The 18881-nt window shown below is 67.5% G+C and carries 20 protein-coding genes; 5 read left to right on the top strand and 15 right to left on the bottom strand.

Going from position 1 to position 18881, the window contains the following annotated elements; translation table 11 throughout:
- Nucleotides 1–82 precede the first annotated feature (82 nt).
- The 3 genes from BLQ74_RS06555 to BLQ74_RS06545 are packed head-to-tail and all read left to right on the top strand — an operon-like array spanning nt 83 to nt 1765.
- Nucleotides 83–445, top strand: a complete 363-nt coding sequence (locus tag BLQ74_RS06555) for a CidA/LrgA family protein (RefSeq protein ID WP_090261735.1) — start codon at nt 83–85, stop codon at nt 443–445.
- A complete protein-coding gene (locus tag BLQ74_RS06550; protein ID WP_090261734.1) occupies nt 445–1158 on the top strand; it encodes an LrgB family protein in 714 nt (237 codons plus the stop codon). Before BLQ74_RS06555 ends, BLQ74_RS06550 begins: the two co-directional genes overlap by 1 nt.
- Before the next feature lie 16 nt (nt 1159–1174).
- A complete protein-coding gene (locus BLQ74_RS06545) occupies nt 1175–1765 on the top strand; it encodes an LON peptidase substrate-binding domain-containing protein (protein ID WP_090261733.1) in 591 nt (196 codons plus the stop codon).
- Between the two features lie 95 nt (nt 1766–1860).
- Here BLQ74_RS06545 and prpF read toward each other — a convergent pair whose 3' ends face one another.
- From prpF to BLQ74_RS06520, 5 genes are all read right to left on the bottom strand, one after another.
- Nucleotides 1861–3048, bottom strand: a complete 1188-nt coding sequence (prpF, locus tag BLQ74_RS06540; RefSeq protein WP_090261732.1) for a 2-methylaconitate cis-trans isomerase PrpF — start codon at nt 3046–3048, stop codon at nt 1861–1863.
- Nucleotides 3049–3192: 144 nt separating this feature from the next.
- The gene (gene acnD, locus BLQ74_RS06535) at nt 3193–5808 is read right to left on the bottom strand and encodes a Fe/S-dependent 2-methylisocitrate dehydratase AcnD (RefSeq protein ID WP_090261731.1); all 2616 of its coding nucleotides are present in this window, start codon (nt 5806–5808) and stop codon (nt 3193–3195) included.
- Entirely contained in the window at nt 5809–6969 is a 1161-nt protein-coding gene (gene prpC, locus BLQ74_RS06530) for a bifunctional 2-methylcitrate synthase/citrate synthase (RefSeq protein ID WP_090261730.1), read from the bottom strand.
- Nucleotides 6970–7086: 117 nt separating this feature from the next.
- Nucleotides 7087–7974, bottom strand: a complete 888-nt coding sequence (prpB, locus tag BLQ74_RS06525; RefSeq protein WP_090261729.1) for a methylisocitrate lyase — start codon at nt 7972–7974, stop codon at nt 7087–7089.
- Entirely contained in the window at nt 7971–8693 is a 723-nt protein-coding gene (locus BLQ74_RS06520) for a GntR family transcriptional regulator (RefSeq protein WP_090261728.1), read from the bottom strand. Before BLQ74_RS06520 ends, prpB begins: the two co-directional genes overlap by 4 nt.
- A 193-nt stretch (nt 8694–8886) precedes the next feature.
- Between BLQ74_RS06520 and BLQ74_RS06515 the strand changes: the two genes are divergently transcribed.
- On the top strand, nt 8887–9498 hold the full coding sequence (locus BLQ74_RS06515) for a class I SAM-dependent methyltransferase (protein ID WP_090261727.1): 612 nt from the start codon (nt 8887–8889) through the stop codon (nt 9496–9498).
- A gap of 10 nt (nt 9499–9508) precedes the next feature.
- Here BLQ74_RS06515 and BLQ74_RS06510 read toward each other — a convergent pair whose 3' ends face one another.
- The 10 genes from BLQ74_RS06510 to BLQ74_RS06465 all read right to left on the bottom strand — a co-directional run bounded on the left by BLQ74_RS06510 (nt 9509) and on the right by BLQ74_RS06465 (nt 18622).
- Nucleotides 9509–9748: a hypothetical protein gene (locus BLQ74_RS06510; protein ID WP_090261726.1), complete on the bottom strand. Its 240-nt coding sequence runs from the start codon at nt 9746–9748 to the stop codon at nt 9509–9511.
- Between the two features lie 137 nt (nt 9749–9885).
- Nucleotides 9886–10158 carry a hypothetical protein gene (locus BLQ74_RS06505; protein ID WP_090261725.1) on the bottom strand — a complete coding sequence of 91 codons (273 nt, stop codon included), beginning with the start codon at nt 10156–10158 and terminating at the stop codon, nt 9886–9888.
- A gap of 113 nt (nt 10159–10271) precedes the next feature.
- Nucleotides 10272–10724 carry a hypothetical protein gene (locus BLQ74_RS06500; RefSeq protein ID WP_090261724.1) on the bottom strand — a complete coding sequence of 151 codons (453 nt, stop codon included), beginning with the start codon at nt 10722–10724 and terminating at the stop codon, nt 10272–10274.
- 77 nt (nt 10725–10801) lie between these two features.
- Entirely contained in the window at nt 10802–12130 is a 1329-nt protein-coding gene (gene aauR / locus BLQ74_RS06495) for a two-component response regulator AauR (protein WP_090261723.1), read from the bottom strand.
- Nucleotides 12127–14019 (bottom strand): sensor histidine kinase, encoded by a 1893-nt coding sequence (locus BLQ74_RS06490; RefSeq protein WP_090261722.1) that lies wholly within the window; start codon nt 14017–14019, stop codon nt 12127–12129. The genes aauR and BLQ74_RS06490 overlap by 4 nt, the downstream gene beginning before the upstream one ends.
- Nucleotides 14020–14173: 154 nt before the next feature.
- Nucleotides 14174–15262, bottom strand: coding sequence for an asparaginase (locus BLQ74_RS06485; RefSeq protein WP_090261721.1), 1089 nt, complete (start codon nt 15260–15262; stop codon nt 14174–14176).
- Between the two features lie 129 nt (nt 15263–15391).
- Complete coding sequence (locus BLQ74_RS06480) at nt 15392–16126, bottom strand: amino acid ABC transporter ATP-binding protein (protein ID WP_090261720.1); 735 nt, start codon at nt 16124–16126, stop codon at nt 15392–15394.
- Nucleotides 16123–16791: an amino acid ABC transporter permease gene (locus BLQ74_RS06475; RefSeq protein ID WP_170842771.1), complete on the bottom strand. Its 669-nt coding sequence runs from the start codon at nt 16789–16791 to the stop codon at nt 16123–16125. The genes BLQ74_RS06480 and BLQ74_RS06475 overlap by 4 nt, the downstream gene beginning before the upstream one ends.
- A complete protein-coding gene (locus tag BLQ74_RS06470) occupies nt 16788–17534 on the bottom strand; it encodes an amino acid ABC transporter permease (RefSeq protein ID WP_090261718.1) in 747 nt (248 codons plus the stop codon). The genes BLQ74_RS06475 and BLQ74_RS06470 overlap by 4 nt, the downstream gene beginning before the upstream one ends.
- Before the next feature lie 179 nt (nt 17535–17713).
- Nucleotides 17714–18622, bottom strand: coding sequence for a glutamate/aspartate ABC transporter substrate-binding protein (locus BLQ74_RS06465; RefSeq protein ID WP_090261717.1), 909 nt, complete (start codon nt 18620–18622; stop codon nt 17714–17716).
- Between BLQ74_RS06465 and BLQ74_RS26955 the strand changes: the two genes are divergently transcribed.
- A complete protein-coding gene (locus tag BLQ74_RS26955; protein WP_139199040.1) occupies nt 18621–18878 on the top strand; it encodes a hypothetical protein in 258 nt (85 codons plus the stop codon). The genes BLQ74_RS06465 and BLQ74_RS26955 overlap by 2 nt on opposite strands.
- Nucleotides 18879–18881: the final 3 nt, after the last annotated feature.

Raw genomic sequence — 18881 nt, 5'->3', positions numbered from 1 at the left:
GCACCTATGCTTGAAGCGAATGCCGTGCCATAGGCCAGGCGTACTTCGGCATAATGTCGCGCTCTTTGCACAGGAGGCTCCCATGCTGCTTCGCGGCCTGACCTGGCTGATACTGTTCCAACTGCTCGGAACCGGCCTGAATGTTCTCATCCTGCACATGATTCCCGGCCCGATCATTGGGCTGGTGCTGCTGCTGGTCTTTCTGCTCTTGCGCGGCGAGGTCGGCGAGCCGATCTCCCAGGCCGCCTCGTCGCTGTTGCGCTACCTGCCGTTGCTGCTGGTGCCGCCGGCGGTGGGGGTGATGGCCTACGGTCGCCAGTTGCTGGCTGATTTCTGGCCGCTGGCCGGCGCCCTGGTGCTGTCGCTGCTGCTGTCGTTCCTCTTCGCCGGCTGGCTGATGCAGACCCTGATCGAGCGCCAGCGGCGGCGCAAGGAGGGGCTGTGATGCTCGACTGGCAAGCGGCCTGGCAGGCGATCATCCAGCATCCGCTGTTCTGCATCGGCATCACCCTGGGTGCCTACCAACTGGCGCTGGCCGCCTATGAGCGCACGCGCTGGGTGTTCCTGCAGCCGGTGCTGGTGTCCATGGCGCTGGTGATCGGCGTGCTGCTGGCCACCGGTATCGACTACAAGTCGTACATGGCCGGGGTCAGCGTGCTCACGGTGCTGCTCGGCCCGGCTACCGTGGCCCTGGCGGTGCCGCTGTTCCTCAACCTGCGGCGCATCCGCCAGTTGTTCTGGCCGACCCTGATCACCCTGCTGCTGGCCGGGCCGCTGGCGACGGTGGCCGGCGTCGGCCTGGCCTGGCTGTTCGGTATGCGTGGCGAGCTGCTGATGAGCTTGGCGCCGAAGTCGGTGACCTCGCCCATCGCCATGCTGGTGGCCCACCAGATCGGCGGCGTGGCGGCCCTGGCCGCGGTCTTCGTGCTGATCACCGGGGTGCTCGGCGCCATGCTCGGCCCGGAGCTGCTGCGCCGCATCGGTGTGCGGCATCCGGCCGCGCAGGGCATGGCGCTGGGCATGACCGCCCACGCCGTGGGCACCTCGCGGGCCTTGCAGGAGGGCGAGGAGTGCGGCGCCTTCGCCGCCCTGGCGATGAGCCTGATGGGCGTCGCCACCGCAGTCCTGCTACCGTTGGCCGTAGCGCTGATCGCTTGATTCAGGAACCCGTTCGATGACGTTGCCGCTGTTCCCCCTCAATACCGTGCTCTTCCCCGGCTGCCGCCTCGACCTGCAAATCTTCGAGGCGCGCTACCTGGATATGATCGGCCGCTGCATGAAGCAGGGCGCTGGTTTCGGCGTGGTGTCGATCATCGAGGGCCAGGAGGTGGGCGAGGCGCCCCAGGCCTTCGGCAAGGTCGGCTGCGAAGCGCTGATCCGCGACTGGCAACAGTTGCCCAATGGCCTGCTGGGCATCCGTGTCGAGGGTGGGCGGCGCTTCCACGTGCTGGACACCGAGGTGCAGGCCGACCAGTTGACCCTGGCCGAGGTGCGCTGGCTGGAGGAGTGCGCGGACCAGCCGTTGACCGAGGAGCACGATGACCTCGCCGCCTTGCTCGGCGCTCTGGCCCTGCACCCGATGGTCGCCGCGCTGGAGATGGGTGGCGAAGTGACCGGCCAGCAGGCGCTGGCTTGCCAGCTCGCCTACCTGCTGCCCTTCGAGCCCGAGCAGAAACAGGTGCTGCTGGAGATGGACGAACCGAGCGTGCGCCTGGCGCGTATCCAGGTACTGCTGGAGCAGTTGCAGGGCGACAGGCTCGCCTGAGGCCGGCGGAGGCATCCGTGCGTTGCGCCGTGCCGGCGGCAACGAAAAAAGCCGGGGCAGGAGCCCCGGCTTTTTCATTCAGGCGCGTCGCCGATTCAGAACGAATCGCCCGGCACCCGGACCCAGCCTTCCATCAAGATGCGCGCGCTGCGGCTCATGATCGCCTTGGTCACCGTCCACTCGCCGTCCACGCGCTTGGCCTCGGCGCCGACGCGCAGGCTGCCCGAGGGGTGGCCGAAGCGCACGGCGCTGCGCTCACCGCCACCGGCGGCGAGGTTGACCAGGGTGCCGGGGATGGCCGCGGCGGTGCCGATGGCCACGGCGGCGGTGCCCATCATGGCGTGGTGCAGCTTGCCCATGGACAGCGCGCGGACCAGCAGGTCGATGTCGCCGGCCCGCACCAGCTTGCCGCTGGAGGTGCGGTAGTCCTTGGGCGGCGCGACGAAGGCGATCTTCGGCGTGTGCTGGCGGGTGGCCGCTTCCTCGGGGGTCTTGATCAGGCCCATGCGCAGGGCGCCGGCGATGCGGATCTTCTCGAAGCGGGCCAGCGCCGCGGGATCGCCGTTGATGTCTTCGCGCAGCTCGGTGCCCTGGTAGCCGATGGCCTCGGCCTCGACGAACACGGTCGGAATCCCGGCGCTGATCATGGTCGCCTTGAAGGTGCCGATGCCCGGCACGTCGAGGTCGTCGACCAGGTTGCCGGTGGGGAACATGGCGCCGCCGTCCTCGCCATCGTCGGACGGATCGAGGAACTCCAGCACGATCTCGGCGGCGGGGAAGGTCACGCCGTCGAGTTCGAAGTCACCGGTTTCCTGGACCTGGCCGTCGGTCACCGGCACGTGGGCGATGATGGTTTTCTGGATGTTGGCTTGCCAGATGCGCACCACGCAGATGCCGTTCTGCGGAATGCGTGCCGGATCGACCAGCCCGGCGTGCAGGGCGAAGGCCCCGGCGGCGGTCGACAGGTTGCCGCAGTTGCCGCTCCAGTCGACGAAGGCCTTGTCGATGGAGACCTGGCCGTAGAGGTAGTCCACATCGTGATCGGGCTGGCTGCTTTTCGACAGGATCACGCATTTGCTGGTGCTGGAGGTGGCACCGCCCATGCCGTCGATGTGCGCGGAATAGGGATCGGGACTGCCGATCACGCGCATGAACAGCTTGTCGCGGGCCTCGCCGGGCACCTGGCAGCGCTCGGGCAGGTCCTGCAGACGGAAGAACACGCCCTTGCTGGTGCCGCCGCGGATGTAGGTGGCGGGGATTTTCACTTGCGCTACATGGGCCATGGAATCGCTGTCCTCGGCGTATTTCAGGGGGAGGGCGGGCAACCGTGCGCGGTCATCCGCCGTTCAGTCATGGGCGGATAACGCCTGCGCGTTACCCGCCCGACGGGGTGTCTCAGCCGGGCCGCGTGGCCCGGCGTTCGGGCGTCAGCCCGCGGCCTTCTGCGAGGAGGACTCGAGGAAGTCCTGGGCGAAGCGCTGCAGCACGCCGCCGGCCTCGTAGACCGAGACTTCCTCGGCGGTGTCGAGGCGGCAGGTCACCGGCACTTCGACACGCTCGCCGTTGCGCCGGTGGATGACCAGGGTCAGGTCGGTGCGCGGGGTGCGCGCGCCGATCACGTCGTAGGTCTCGGTGCCGTCGATGCCCAGGGTCTTGCGCGTGGTGCCCGGCTTGAACTCCAGCGGCAGGACGCCCATGCCGATCAGGTTGGTCCGGTGGATGCGCTCGAAGCCCTCGGCGACGATGGCCTCGACACCCGCCAGGCGCACGCCCTTGGCCGCCCAGTCACGCGACGAGCCCTGGCCGTAGTCAGCGCCGGCGACGATGATCAGCGGCTGCTTGCGCTCCATGTAGGTCTCGATGGCTTCCCACATGCGGGTGACCTTGCCTTCCGGCTCGATCCGCGCCAGCGAACCCTTCTTCACCTCGCCGTCGACCACGGCCATTTCGTTGACCAGCTGCGGGTTGGCGAAGGTGGCGCGTTGCGCGGTGAGGTGGTCGCCGCGGTGGGTGGCGTAGGAGTTGAAGTCCTCCTCCGGCAGGCCCATTTTCGCCAGGTATTCGCCGGCCGCCGAATTGGCCAGGATGGCGTTGGACGGCGACAGGTGGTCGGTGGTGATGTTGTCCGGCAGCACCGCCAGCGGGCGCATGCCCTTGAGCGTGCGCTCGCCGGCCAGGGCGCCTTCCCAGTACGGCGGGCGGCGGATGTAGGTGCTCATCGGGCGCCAGTCGTACAGCGGGCTGACTTTCGGCCCGGTGTCTTCCTGGATGGCGAACATCGGGATGTAGACCTTGCGGAACTGCTCCGGCTTGACCGCCGCCTTGACCACGGCGTCGATCTCTTCATCGGTCGGCCAGATGTCCTTGAGGCGGATTTCCTTGCCATCGACGACCGCCAGGACATCTTTCTCGATGTCGAAGCGGATGGTCCCGGCGATGGCGTAGGCCACCACCAGCGGCGGCGAGGCGAGGAAGGCCTGCTTGGCGTAGGGGTGGATGCGCCCGTCGAAGTTGCGGTTGCCCGAGAGCACGGCGGTGGCGTAGAGGTCGCGGTCGATGATTTCCTGCTGGATTTTCGGGTCCAGCGCGCCGGACATGCCGTTGCAGGTGGTGCAGGCGAAGGCGACGATGCCGAAGCCGAGCTGCTCCAGTTCTTTCTCCAGGCCGGCTTCTTCCAGGTACAGCTTGACCGCCTTGGAGCCCGGCGCCAGCGACGACTTGACCCACGGCTTGCGGGTCAGGCCGAGCTTGTTGGCGTTGCGCGCCAGCAGGCCGGCGGCGATCACGTTGCGCGGGTTGCTGGTGTTGGTGCAGCTGGTGATGGCGGCGATGATCACTGCGCCGTCGGGCATCAGGCCCTCGGCTTCCTGGGCGCGGGCCTTGTCCAGATCGACGGCGATGCCGCGCTCGGCCAGCGCCGAAACCGGCAGGCGGCGGTGCGGGTTGGACGGGCCGGCGAGGGTGCGCACCACGCTCGACAGGTCGAACTTGAGCACGCGCTCGTACTGCGCATCGGCCAGGCTGTCGGCCCACAGGCCGGCCTGCTTGGCGTAGGTCTCGACCAGTTTGACCTGCTCGTCGTCACGGCCGGTGAGCTTGAGGTAGTCGATGGTCTGCTGGTCGATGAAGAACATCGCCGCGGTGGCGCCGTATTCCGGGGCCATGTTGGAGATGGTCGCGCGGTCGCCGAGGGTCAGCGCGGCGGCACCTTCGCCACGGAACTCCAGGTAGGCGCCGACGACTTTTTCCTTGCGCAGGAACTCGGTCAGCGAGAGCACCACGTCGGTGGCGGTGATGCCCGGCTGCGGCTTGCCGCTCAGCTCGACGCCGACGATTTCCGGCAGGCGCATCCAGGACGCGCGGCCGAGCATGACGTTCTCCGCTTCCAGGCCGCCGACGCCGACCGCGATCACGCCGAGGGCGTCGACGTGCGGGGTGTGGCTGTCGGTGCCGACGCAGGTGTCCGGGTAGGCCAGGCCATGGTCGTTGTGGATCACCGGCGACATCTTCTCCAGGTTGATCTGGTGCATGATGCCGTTGCCCGGCTGGATCACGTCGACGTTCTTGAACGCCTTCTTGGTCCAGTTGATGAAGTGGAAGCGGTCTTCGTTACGGCGATCCTCGATGGCGCGGTTCTTCTCGAACGCCTGCGGATCGAAGCCGCCGCACTCCACGGCCAACGAGTGGTCGACGATCAGTTGCACCGGCACCACCGGGTTGACCTTGGCCGGGTCGCCGCCCTGGTCGGCGATGGCGTCACGCAGGCCGGCGAGGTCGACCAGCGCGGTCTGGCCGAGGATGTCGTGGCAGACCACGCGCGCCGGGAACCAGGGGAAGTCGCGCTCGCGCTTGCACTCGACGATCTGCGTCAGGCACTCGCCGAGGATCGCCGGGTCGCACTTGCGCACCAGGTTCTCGGCATGCACGCGGGAGGTGTAGGGCAGCTTGGCCCAGGCGCCGGGCTGGATCGCCTCGACCGCCGCGCGGGCGTCGAAGTAGTCGAGCGAGGTGCCGGGCAGGTTCTTGCGATATTGAGTGTTCATTTACTTGCGATCCTTGAGCGGCACGAAGGTCAGGTCTTCCGGGCCGACATAGTTGGCGCTCGGACGAATGATCTTGCCGTCGATGCGTTGTTCGATGACGTGGGACGACCAGCCGGAGGTGCGGGCGATGACGAACAGCGGGGTGAACATGGCGGTGGGCACGCCCATCATGTGGTAGCTGACGGCGCTGAACCAATCGAGGTTGGGGAACATCTTCTTGATTTCCCACATGACCGATTCCAGGCGCTCGGCGATGTCGTACATCTTGGTGTTGCCCTGTTCCAGGCTGAGCTGGCGGGCGACTTCCTTGATCACTTTGTTGCGCGGGTCGGCCACGGTGTAGACCGGGTGGCCGAAGCCGATGACCACTTCCTTCTTCTCCACGCGGGCGCGGATGTCGGCTTCCGCCTCGTCCGGGTTGTCGTAGCGCTTCTGGATCTCGAAGGCCACCTCGTTGGCGCCGCCGTGCTTCGGCCCGCGCAGCGCACCGATGGCGCCGGCGATGCAGGAGAACATGTCGGAGCCGGTGCCGGCGATCACCCGCGAGGTGAAGGTGGATGCGTTGAATTCGTGCTCGGCGTACAGGTTCAGCGAGGTGTGCATGGCGCGCACCCAGGACTCGCGCGGCTTCTCGCCGTGCAGCAGGTGCAGGAAGTGGCCGCCGATGGAGTCGTCGTCGGTTTCGACGTCGATGCGCTTGCCGTTGTGGCTGAAGTGATACCAGTACAGCAGCATGGAGCCCAGCGAGGCCATCAGCTTGTCGGCGATGTCGCGGGCGCCCGGATGGTTGTGGTCTTCCTTTTCCGGCGACAGGCAGCCGAGTACGGAAACGCCGGTGCGCATCACGTCCATCGGGTGGGCGGAGGGCGGCAGTTGTTCGAGGGCGGCCTTGACGCCCGCCGGGATGCCGCGCAGGGCCTTGAGCTTGGCCTTGTAGCCGGCCAGTTCGGCGACGTTCGGCAGCTTGCCGTGGACCAGCAGGTGGGCGATTTCCTCGAACTCGCAGCTATTGGCGACGTCGAGAATGTCGTAGCCGCGGTAGTGCAGGTCGTTGCCGCTGCGGCCGACGGTGCACAGGGCGGTGTTGCCGGCGGCGGTGCCACTCAGGGCCACGGATTTCTTCGGCTTGAAGCCGGTGGTGGTTTCTGGGCTAGCGCTCATCGCTCGTCTCTCCTCATCGAATCCGGTTGTTTGTTCTTGTTCCGCAGGCAGAGGGACTGGTGTCTCTGTTCTGGGGCGGCCGGCGGACCGCGCCGTTGGCGCCATCCGCCGCCGGGCTCACTTCTTGTTCGCGGCGAACAGCGCGTCGAGCTTCTGCTCGAAGGCGTGGTAGCCGATGCGGTCGTACAGCTCGGCACGAGTCTGCATGATGTCGATGACTTCTTTCTGATGGCCGTCGCGGCGGATCGCCGTGTACACGGCTTCCGCGGCCTTGTTGGCGGCGCGGAAGGCGGACAGCGGGTAGAGCTGGATGGCCACGCCGACCGAGGCCAGTTCATCGCGGGAGAACAGCGGGGTGGCGCCGAACTCGGTGATGTTGGCCAGCACCGGCACCTTCAGCGCTTCGACGAAGCGCTGGTAGGTCGGCAGGTCGTAGGCGGCCTCGGCGAAGATGCCGTCGGCGCCGGCTTCGACGTAGCGCAGGCAGCGCTCGATGGCGGCATCCACGCCCTCGGCCTGGATGGCATCGGTGCGCGCGATGAGGAAGAAGTTCGGGTCGGTCTTGGCATCGGCGGCGGCCTTGACGCGGTCAGCCATCTCCTCGGTGGAGACGATTTCCTTGCCCGGACGGTGGCCGCAACGCTTGGCGCCGACCTGGTCCTCGATGTGCGCGGCAGCGGCGCCGGCCTTGATCAGGCTCTTGACGGTGCGCTCGATGTTGAAGGCGCTGGGGCCGAAGCCGGTGTCGATGTCCACCAGCAGCGGCAGGTCGCAGACGTCGGTGATGCGGCGCACGTCGGTGAGCACGTCGTCCAGGGTGTTGATGCCCAGGTCCGGCAGACCCAGGGAACCCGCCGCCACGCCGCCACCGGAGAGGTAGATGGCCTTGAAGCCGGCGCGCTTGGCGAGCAGCGCGTGGTTGGCGTTGATCGCGCCAATCACCTGCAGCGGATGTTCTTCGGCGATGGCATTGCGGAAACGCTGCCCGGGGGAAAGCTGACTCATGACTCACCTCGTGGTTTGGCTGTCTTGGCTTGGGCGTCCAGGTAGTGACGCTCGATGTTGCGTTTGGACGCGCCGATATGCCGGCGCATCAGCAGTTCGGCCAGTTCGCCGTCACGTTCGGCGATGGCGTCGAGAATGCGGTGGTGTTCGGCGAAGGCCTGGCGCGGCCGGTTCGGCGTTGCCGAGAATTGCAGGCGGTACATGCGCACCAGTTGATACAGCTCGCCGCAGAGCATGCGGGTCAGGGTGCGGTTGCCGCTGCCCTGGATGATCCGGTAGTGGAAGTCGTAGTCGCCTTCCTGCAGGTAGTAGCCGCGCCCGGCCTGGAACGCCTCGTCGCGCTCGTGGGTGTCGAGCACCCGGCGCAGCTCGTCGATCTCCGCCTGGCTCATGCGCTCGGCGGCCAGGCGACAGGCCATGCCTTCCAGCGACTCGCGGATTTCGTACAGCTCCAGCAGCTCTTCATGGCTGAGCGACACCACGCGGGCGCCGACGTGCGGTACGCGAACCAGCAGCTTCTGTCCTTCCAGGCGGTGGATCGCTTCGCGCAGCGGACCCCGGCTGATGCCGTAGGTGCGCGCCAGCTCCGGCTCGGAAATCTTGCTGCCGGGAGCGATCTCGCCCTTGACGATGGCCGACTGGATCTTGCGGAACACGTGCTCCGACAAGGTCTCGCTGTCGCCTTCGAGTTCGCTGGGGAGGGGCAGGGTTTCGCTCATGGTGTCGACAATCTTCGTTGGGTGCGGCGAAAACTAACCCCCAATCGCCATGTGGTCAAGATGATTGTCGACAATCGTCTAATACGCCCGAGCCTTATTCAGTGTCGGTATCGAGCGCCCGGCAAATGGCCGGATCGCCCCGCGCGGCGGGCCTCGCGCCGGAGTAGGCTGGGGCGAAAAGCAGGAGATCGCCATGGGACTCTACGACCGCTACCTGTTGCCGCACCTGATCGACTTCGCCTGCGGCATGGGCGATGTGATGAAGCAACGCTCGCTGCTGGTGCCGCGCGCCCACGGACGGGTGCTGGAGATCGGCATCGGCACCGGGCTCAACCTGGGTTTCTACGATCCGGCGAAAGTGTCGACAATCGTCGGCGTCGACCCGGCGGCGCAGATGCAGGCGCTGGCCCGCGAGCGCGCCGCGCGCATCGCCATTCCGCTGGAAATGGTCGCCCTGGAACTCGGGCAGATCCGCGCCGAGGCGGCTAGCTTCGACAGCATCGTCTGCACCTTCACCCTCTGCACCATCCCCGACGTGGCCGCCGCGCTGAAGGAAATGCGCCGGGTGCTCAAGGCGGGCGGTGAGCTGTTCTTCTGCGAGCATGGGCGGGCGCCGGACGCCAGCGTGCGGGCCTGGCAGGAGCGTCTGACGCCGATCTGGAAACCGCTGGCCGGTGGCTGCCACCTGAACCGCGACATCCCGGCGCTGATCGAGGCCGCCGGTTTCCACATACGCGACATGCGCCAGGACTACCTGCCGGGGCCGCGGCCGATGACCTACGTGTATCGCGGCATGGCCGACTGAGCGGCGGCGTTCAGGCCGGCAGGGCGCCGAGGGCCATGACGCGCAGGATGTGCACGCTGCGGATGAACAGATCGGCGACCGGGCCGCGGCCGCGTGTGCGGCACTCGTCGAGGCGCACCAGGCCGGGGGCGTGGCCCTCCAGCAGGTCGAGGTAGTCGCGCAGGTTCATGCGGCCGCGCAGGACGCGCGGGCGCTGGTCATTGCCGAGGGTTTCCAGTTCCACCCAGAGGGTGTCGTGATCCTGGTGCATGCTGGGGGTCTCGCACGGCGTGGCTGCCGAAGGCTGCGTAGGAATCGATTGAAAGCAGTGGCGCATGTCCTTCGGACTGGCGCCGGCGTGCCCGGTTCCCCGCGTAGCGGGCGAACAGCGCGATTTTCAGTTTGGCTTCAGCCAGCCCGGCGCCCTGGCGGGGTCGCCAGGGGCGGCGCTCGGTGCTCGTCGGCGCGCAGCACCCAGTGGATGTGCGCGCTGCGGATGAACAGGTCTTCGGCCGTCCGGCCGCCGCCGTGGCAGTCATCCAGGCGCACCAGGCCGCGCGCGGTGCCTTGCAGCGGGTCCTGGTAGTCGCGGCGACTGAGGCGCCCGCGGAGAACGCGCGGGGCGTGGTTGGGGAGGCGTGCCTCGCGTTCTACGCGGAGGCGGTCGTGTTCGTTGGGCATGGCCGGGCAGGGTGTCGCAAAGGGGGGACGACTCTAGCCGCCACCCCCTGGCCGGCCCAATGGGGCGAACACCGACGTTGCTGTAGGAAAAAACCGTAAGCGGAATCCGGCGCTCAGAGGCCCTCGTCGTCGCGCACCAGCACGCAATGGCAGCCGTCTTCTTCGTCGTGCCAGTCGTGCAGGAAGTACATCTCGACCTTGTCCGGGCTCGGCATCAGCGCCACGAAGTCGCCGATCTCCGGAAGGAAGAAGGCCTTGGAGCCCGGCTCGGCCTCGCACTCGATCAGCGCGCTGAAGAACGCCGCCGGATCGGTTTCGCCGAAGAACTCTTCGCGTTCGGCGGCATCCCACTCGGCGGGCGCCTGGAACGGGCCGAGGAACAGCACCTTGGCGTCACCCAGGTCGAGTTCCTCGCCATCCGGGTCCTTGTCATCGGCCCGGTAGAAACAGCTATCGACCGCCCTGGCGTCGCTCAGGATCGCCTGGCGCGCGGCCAGGCGCCGTTGCGGATCGACGCCGGCATCGGCGCACAGCTGGTTCCAGAAGGCTTCGGATTTGGCGGACATGGGGCGGCTCCAGGCGGCGCGACGGTCAAGGAAGGGCCGCTAGTGTCCCGGAGGTGAAGGGTGAGTGCAACGCGATCCTACGCCAGGCCGTACTTCTTCACTTTGTCGAACAGCGTGGTCTTGGCCATGCCCAGGGCCAGGCTGGCCTGGCTGAGATTGCCGCCGTGGCGTTCCAGGGCGGCTTGCAGCAGGCCCTTCTCGAAGGCTTCCACGGCTTCGGCGAAGCGCGGTTCGCCGGCGTCCGCGGCCAGGCCGCTGTGGCTCAGCACCGGCAGGCCGAGGGCGAAGCGTTCGGCGACGTTGCGCAGTTCGCGCACGTTGCCCGGCCAGTCGTGGGCCGTCAGGCTGGCCGCGGTGGCGTTGTCGATGGTCGGCGCCGGGCGGTCGAAGCGCAGCGAGGACTGCTGCAGGAAGTGCTCGAAGAGCATGAGGATGTCTTCGCGGCGCTCGCGCAGCGGCGGCAGGTGCAGGCGCACCACGTTGAGGCGGTAGTAGAGGTCGCTGCGGAAGCTGCCGTCGCGGCCCATGGCGGCGAGGTCGGACTTGGTCGCGGCGATCACCCGGCAGTCCACGGCGATCAACTGGTTCGAGCCGAGGCGTTCCAGTTGCTGTTCCTGCAGCACGCGCAGCAGCTTGATCTGCAGGTTCAGCGGCATGCTCTCGATCTCGTCGAGGAACAGGCTGCCGCCGTCGGCGTGCTCGATCTTGCCGATGCGGCGTTTGCCGGCACCGGTGAAGGCATGGGCCTCATGGCCGAAGATTTCGCTGTCGATCAGGCTCTCCGGCAGGCCGCCGCAGTTCAGCGCGACGAAGGCCTTGGCCTGGCGCCGGCTGTAGTCGTGCAGGCAGCGCGCGACCAGTTCCTTGCCGGTGCCGGTTTCGCCCTCGATCAGCACGTTGGCCGAGGTGTCGGCGACGTTGGCGATCAGTTCGCGCAGCGCCTGCATGGCCGGCGAGCGGCCGATCAGGCGGCTTTCCAGGGTCTGGCGTCCGGCCAGTTGGCGGCGCAGTTGGCCGACTTCGCGGCTCAGGCGGCGCTGCGCCAGGGCTCGCCGCGCGACCTCGACCAGGCGTTCCGGGGCGAAGGGTTTTTCCATGAAGTCGTAGGCGCCGTCGCGCATGGCCTGTACCGCCATGGCGATGTCGCCATGGCCGGTGATCAGCACCACCGGCAGTTGCGCGTCCTTCTCGCGCAGCCGCGCCAGCAGGTGCAGGCCATCCAGGCCGGGCAGGCGGATGTCGCTGATGACGATGCCGGGGAAGTCGGCGCCGACGCGGGCAAGGGCTTCCTCGGCAGTGGCCACGCCGTCGCTGTCGATGTCGTCCAGGGCCAGCGCCTGCTGGCAGCCGAGCAGGACGTGCGGGTCGTCTTCGACGATCAGGACGCGGAGGTGTTCTTCGTTCATGGACTGGGCTCCGGGGTGGGCAGCAGGGGCAGGCTGAGTTCGAAGGCGGTGCCGCCGGCCTCCGGGTAGGCCACGCCGAGGCTGCCGCCGGCAGCGGTGGCGAGGCTGGCCGAGAGGGTCAGGCCGAGGCCCAGGCCGTGCTCGCCGGGCTTGGTGGTGAAGAAGGGCTCGAACAGGTGCGCGCGCGCGTCCTGCGGGATGCCCGGACCGTTGTCGCGCACCGTCAGGCGATAGAGGGCGCCGTCGCGGCGGCCGCTGAGCCAGAGCTGGCGGTCGTCCTGTTCGCTCATGGCGTCGAGGGCGTTGGCGATCAGGTTGACCAGGATCTGCTCAAGGCGGGTCTGGTCGATGCCCAGGCAGACGTCGTCGTATTCGCGCTGCAGGCTCAGCGGACAGGCTTTCAGGCGTACCTGCAGGACCAGCAGGGCGGCGTCCACCGCCTTGCCCAGGCGCGCCTGGCCATGGTCGTCGGCGCGCCGGGCGAAGGCGCGCAGGCTGGCGGTGATGCGGCCCATGCGATCGACCATCTCGTTGATCGCTTCGAGGTTGCTGCTGGCGGTGTCCAGGGCGCCGCGGGCGAGGAAGCGCACGGTGTTGCCGGAGAGCGTGCGCAAGGCCGCCAGCGGCTGGTTGAGTTCGTGGGCGATGCTGGTGGACATCTGCCCGATCACCGCCAGCTTGCCGGCCTGGACCAGGCGGTCCTGGGCCTGGCGCAGGGTCTGTTCGGCCTGGCGGCGCTCGCGGATCTGTTCGCGCAGGTGCTGGTTGCTGGCGCGCAGGTCGGCGGTGCGCTCGGCGATGCGCCGCTCCAGTTCATTGTTCGCCTGCTGCAGCGCCTCGCGCGCGGCGAGCCGGGTGGCGAGCACTTTGCGCCGCTCGTTCCAGGCGATCAGCAGGAACGCCAGCAGGGCACAGCCGACCGCCGCCAGCGCGCCGTGGATCATGGCTTCGTGGCGTACGTCGCGTAGCGGGCTGAGCAGGGTGAAGTTCCACGGCGTGTCGTTGAGCCGGCGGGTCTGCGCCAGGTACAGGCGCTCGCCGTGCTCCTGGCCCTGGGCGTCGCGGTCGCGGAAGCCGATTTCCTCGACGCCGTCGCCCAGCGGCTTGCGCGAGCTGGGCTGCCATTCGTTGAGCGCCCACCAGTAGTACTGCAGGCTGCGCGCCAGGCGTTCCTTGTCCGCCGGGCTGAGCGGGCGGACCGCCTGGAGCCGCAGGTGCGGATCGCTGGAGAGGATGATGATGCCGTTCTCGTCGCTGACGAAGGCTTGCAGGCGGGCCTTTTCCCAGCGCTCTTCGAGGGCGTCCATGCGCACCTTGACCACCGCCACGCCGATCACCCGACCGCCGTGCACCAGGCCGTGGGCCAGGTAGTAGCCGGGCTCGCCGGTGGTGCTGCCGATGCCGTAGAAGCGTCCCGGCTGGCCGCGCACGGCGTCCTGGAAATAGGCGCGGAAGGCCAGGTCTTCGCCGAGGTAGCTGTCGGCGTCCTGCCAGTTGCTGGTGGCGACCACCCGGCCGGAGGTGTCGAGCAGGTAGATGGCGCGGCTGCCGCTGCGCCGGTTGAGGCCTTCGAGGTAGCCGTTGACCAGCTCGCGGCGTTGCGCCGAGGGTTGCAGCAGCAGGTCGCTGACGCTGTTTTCCAGCTCCAGCAGGCTGGGCAGGTAGGTGTAGCGGCTGATCTCGCTCTCCACCCCGCGCGCGTGCAGCTCCAACTGCCGCTCGCCGCTCTCGATCAGGCCGCGGGTGCCGGCGCCGGCGCTGACCAGGTAGGCGCCATAGCCGCAGCCGAGCATCAGCAGGAGCAACGGGATCGGCAGCAGCAGGGGGCGGATGAGCTTCGGCTTCACGGTGAGCGAGGGCAGGCGACGGACAGGGTTCGGGCATTGCATCACAGTCACCTTGGCCGGGCCAGCCCGTTGCCGGAGCGGGCGACGGGCTGACGAGTGCGGGAGGAACGGCGGCTGTCGAAGCGAGGCTCAGGACCGCGGCGGCTAACGCCATCGGCGCTATCCGCCGGCGGGCTGGCCGCTTCGGCGCCGGCTGTCAGTATTCCCAGAAGATCCGCTGCAACTCCTTGCTGTCCTGGGTCTGGGTCAGGGCCACCGAGGCGAGGATGCGCGCCTTCTGCGGGTTCAGGTCGTGGGCCACGACCCAGTCGTACTGGTCGTCCGGCTGTTCGGCGTTGCGCAGCACGAAGCCGCCCTGGTTGACGTGCGAGGAACGGATGATCTGGATGCCGTCCTTGCGCAGCTCTTGCAGCACCGGGACCACCCGCGAGGACACCGAGCCGTTGCCGGTGCCGGCGTGGATGATGGCCTTGGCGCCGGACTGGGCGAAGGCGCGGTAGGCGGTTTCGTCGACGTTGCCGTAGCCGTAGGCGATGTCCACGCGGGGCAGCGCGCTGATCTTCTCGATGTCGAACTCCGAGCCGCTGGTGTGGCGCTTGGCCGGCAGGCGGAACCAGTAGCTCTTGCCTTCGACCACCATGCCGAGGGCGCCCCACGGGCTCTTGAAGGCTTCGGTACGGATGTTCACCGCCTTGCCGGTGTCGCGCCCGGAGAGGATCTCATCGTTCATGGTCACCAGCACGCCCTTGCCGCGCGCGCTCGGGTCGCCGGCCACGGCCACCGCGTCGTACAGGTTGAGCATGCCGTCGGCGGACATGGCGGTGCCCGGGCGCATGGAGCCGACCACCACGATGGGCTTGTCGGTCTTCTCCACCAGGTTGAGGAAGAAGGCGGTCTCTTCCAGGGTGTCGGTGCCGTGGGTGATGACGATGCCGTCGACGTCGTCCTGCCTGGCCAGCTTGGCGACGCGCTTGCCGAGCTTGAGCAGGTCGTCGTTGCTGAAACTCTCCGAGGCGATCTGGAACACCTGTTCGCCGCGCACGTTGGCGATGTCCTTGAGCTGCGGCACGCCGGCGATCAGCGCATCGACCGGCACCTTGGCGGCCGTGTAGGTGGCGCTGTTGGTGGCGCTGGCGCCGGCCCCGGCGATGGTCCCGCCGGTGGCCAGAATGACCACGTTGGCGAGTTTCTTCTGCACCTTGGCCTCTTCGGCGACGGCCGCGTGGGGCAGCAGCAAGGTCAGCGCCAGGGCGGCGGGGGCGAATGCTTGCAGGAGGTTGTTCATCTTGTTGTTTTCCCGTGGACGGTGAGGGGGAGCGGGCGATGCCCGCGATGGCGCGCAAGGCGCGGGTTCAGCCCGTAGGACGGGGCGGCGCATCGCCCCACCCAGCCTACGAATGCCGGGGTGCCGGGGTCAGTGCGTAAGGATCTTGGCGAGGAACTGCTGGGCGCGCTCCGAGCGGCCGTTGAGGTCGCCGAAGAATTCGCCCTTCGCGCAGTCTTCGACGATCTGCCCGCGGTCCATGAAGATCACCCGGTCGGCGACTTTGCGGGCGAAGCCCATCTCGTGGGTCACGCACATCATGGTCATGCCCTCCTGGGCCAGCTGGACCATGACGTCGAGCACCTCGTTGACCATTTCCGGGTCGAGCGCCGAGGTCGGTTCGTCGAACAGCATCACCACCGGGTCCATGGCCAGCGCGCGGGCGATGGCCACGCGCTGCTGCTGGCCGCCGGAAAGCTGGCCGGGGTGCTTGTGCGCGTGGGCTTTCAGTCCGACCCGGTCGAGCAGGGCCAGGCCCTTTTCGCGGGCTTCTTCCTTGCCGCGGCCGAGCACCTTGAGCTGGGCGATGGTCAGGTTCTCGGTGATGGTCAGGTGCGGGAACAGCTCGAAGTGCTGGAACACCATGCCGACCCGCGAGCGCAGCTTGGGCAGGTTGGTCCCGGGATCGGCGATCGAGGTGCCGTCGACCACGATGTCACCCTTCTGGATGGGTTCCAGGGCGTTGACGCACTTGATCAGGGTCGACTTGCCGGAGCCGGAGGGGCCGCAGACCACCACCACCTCGCCCTTGGCGACCTGGGTGCTGCAGTCGCTGAGGACCTGGAAATCGCCGTACCACTTGCTGACGTTCTGGATGGAGATCATAGGGCGAACCTTTTCTGCAGGCGCTTGACCGCCAGCGAGGCGGAGAAGCTGAGGACGAAGTAGACGAGACCGGCGAAGATCAGGAATTCATGGGGCTGGCCGATGATGTCGCCGCGCGAGCGCGAGGCATTGAGGAAGTCCATCAGGCCGACGGTGTAGACCAGCGAGGTGTCCTGGAACAGGATGATGCTTTGCTGCAGCAGCAGCGGGGTCATCTTGCGGAACGCCTGCGGCAGGATGATCAGGCGCATGCACTGGCCGTAGGTCATGCCCAGGGCCTGGGCGGCGCCCATCTGCCCCTTGGGGATGGCCTGGATGCCGGCGCGGACGATCTCGCAGAAGTACGCCGCCTCGAACATGACGAAGGCCACCAGGCAACTGCTGAAGGCGCCCACCGGGGTATCGCTGCCGGTGATCCAGCGCAGGATGTAGGGCACCGCCAGGTAGAACCAGGTGACCACCAGCAGCAGCGGGATCGAGCGGAAGTAGTTGACGTAGGTGCCGGCCAGGTTGCTCAGCAGGCGGTTGTGCGACAGGCGCATGAGTGCCAGCAGGGTGCCCAGCAGCACGCCGCCGAGCACGCCCAGGACGGTGAGTTGCAGGGTCATGGCCATGCCGTCCCATAGACCCGGCAGGGCCGGGATGATCGCGCTGAAATCCATCATTTACCTCCCACGGAAATCAGCCCGGGCAGCGCGAGCCGGCGTTCGACCGCGCGCATGAACAGCATCAGGCTCATGTTCAGGGTGAAGTAGATCAGCGTGGCCAGGGTGAAGGCTTCGAACAGGTTGGCGCTGAATTCGGCGGTCTGCTTGGTCTGCGCCAGCAGCTCCATGAGGCCGATCAGCGAGGCCACCGAGGAGTTCTTGATGATGTTGAGGAACTCCGAGGTCAGCGGCGGGATGATGATGCGCGTGGCCTGCGGTAGCAGCACGTAGCGGTACACCTGCGGCAGGCGGAAACCCAGCGCGCGAGCGGCGCCGACCTGGCCCTTGGGCAGCGCCTGGATGCCGGTGCGCACCTGCTCGCAGACCCGCGCGGCGGTGAACAGGCCGAGGCACACGACGACGCTGATGTAGGCCGAGGTTTCCGGCGCCAGGCCGAGCTTGAACCAGTCCTGCAACGGCTGCGGCAGCAGATCCGGGACCAGGAAATACCAGAGGAATAGCTGCACCAGCAGCGGCACGTTGCGGAACAGCTCCACGTAGCTGGTGGCGAGGCCGGACAGCCAGCGGTTCGGCACCGTGCGCAGCACGCCGAGCAGGCTGCCGAGCGCCAGCGCGACCAGCCAGGCGCTGAGCGCGACGGCGACGGTCCAGCCGAGGCCGGTGACGTACCAGTTCAGGTAGATCTCGTCGCCGATCCCGGTGGACTTGAAGAACACGCCCCAGTCCCAGGTGTAATTCATGCGGGTTTCCCCTCGGATAACGGTGGTCGAAGCGGAATCCCGGGCACAGGGGCGCCCGCACCCATGGGTAACGGGTGTGTTCCGCGTTCAGCGAGTCAGGAAAGAAGGAAGTGGGGAGCGCCGCCGGCGCCCCCGCTCCCCGTCCACCGCGGCCTCGTGAGCCGCGGCGGGCGCGACCGTCAGAGCTGCTCGGCAGCCTTGTCGGTCGGATTGGCGATCAGCTTCTTGAGCGTGTCGCTCATCGGGAAATTGAGGTTCAGGCCCTTGGGCGGGACCGGCTGGGTGAACCACTTGTCGTAGATGCCGTTGATCTCGCCGGAGGCGAAGGTGGCGGCGATGGCCTTGTCGACCACCTGCTTGAAGCCGTCGTCGCCCTTGCGGATCACGCAGCCGTAGATTTCGTAGGATTGCGGCTTGCCGACCACGACCCAATCGGCCGGGTTCTTGGCCTTGGCCATTTCGCCGTAGAGCAGCGCGTCGTCCATCATGAAGGCCACCGCGCGGCCGGATTCGAGCATCAGGAAGGACTCGCCGTGGTCCTTGGCCGAGATGATGTTCATGCCCATCTTCTGCTCGGCGTTCATCGCCTTGAGCAGGCGTTCGGAGGTGGTGCCGGCGGTGGTCACCACGTTCTTGCCCTTGAGGTCGGCGAAGTCGGCGATGCCGCTGGTCTTCTTGGTCAGCAGGCGGGTGCCGACCTCGAAGATGCCGAGGGAGAAGTCGACCTGCTTCTGCCGTTCCAGGTTGTTGGTGGTGGAGCCGCACTCGATGTCCACGGTGCCGTTCTGCACCAGCGGGATGCGGGTCTGCGAGGTGACCAGGTTGTAGCGCACCTTGAGGTCCGGCATGCCCAGCTCCTGCTTCACCGCCTCGACCACCTTCAGTTGCAGGTCGTGGGAGTAGCCCTCCGGCTGGTTCGGGTTGTCCGCCAGGTAGGAGAAGGGAATGGAGGCGTCGCGGTGGCCGAGGGTGATGGTCCCGCTGTCCTTGATCTTCTTCAGGGTGCCGGTGAGTTCCGCGGACAGGACCGGGGTGGCGAACAGGGCGGCGACGATGGCGGCGCCGAGCACACGGGGTGCGATACGCATGGGGGATATTCCTCGACTTGTTCTGTTTGTTATCGGTCTTGCGGCAGCCTTGCCCGGAGCGAACCGACCCTCGTTGTCGCCCATGGGGAATGCGCAGCGCTGCCGCATGCTCACTCGCTGGATAGAGCAGGGAGCGTGCCAGCCGTTCGAGGTGCGCGTTCTGATTCTTAAGTTTTTGAAATTGAAGGATTATTTATTTTCGGCAGATGCTTCTGGCAGCCCTGCCGTTCGGTTGGCCGGATTTTCCCGCGAATGACGT

Origin of the sequence: Pseudomonas panipatensis (assembly GCF_900099785.1) — a bacterium.
GTDB lineage: Bacteria > Pseudomonadota > Gammaproteobacteria > Pseudomonadales > Pseudomonadaceae > Pseudomonas > Pseudomonas panipatensis.
Note: the sequence above shows the minus strand (reverse complement) of the source record. Positions and strands in the feature narration are given on the sequence as shown.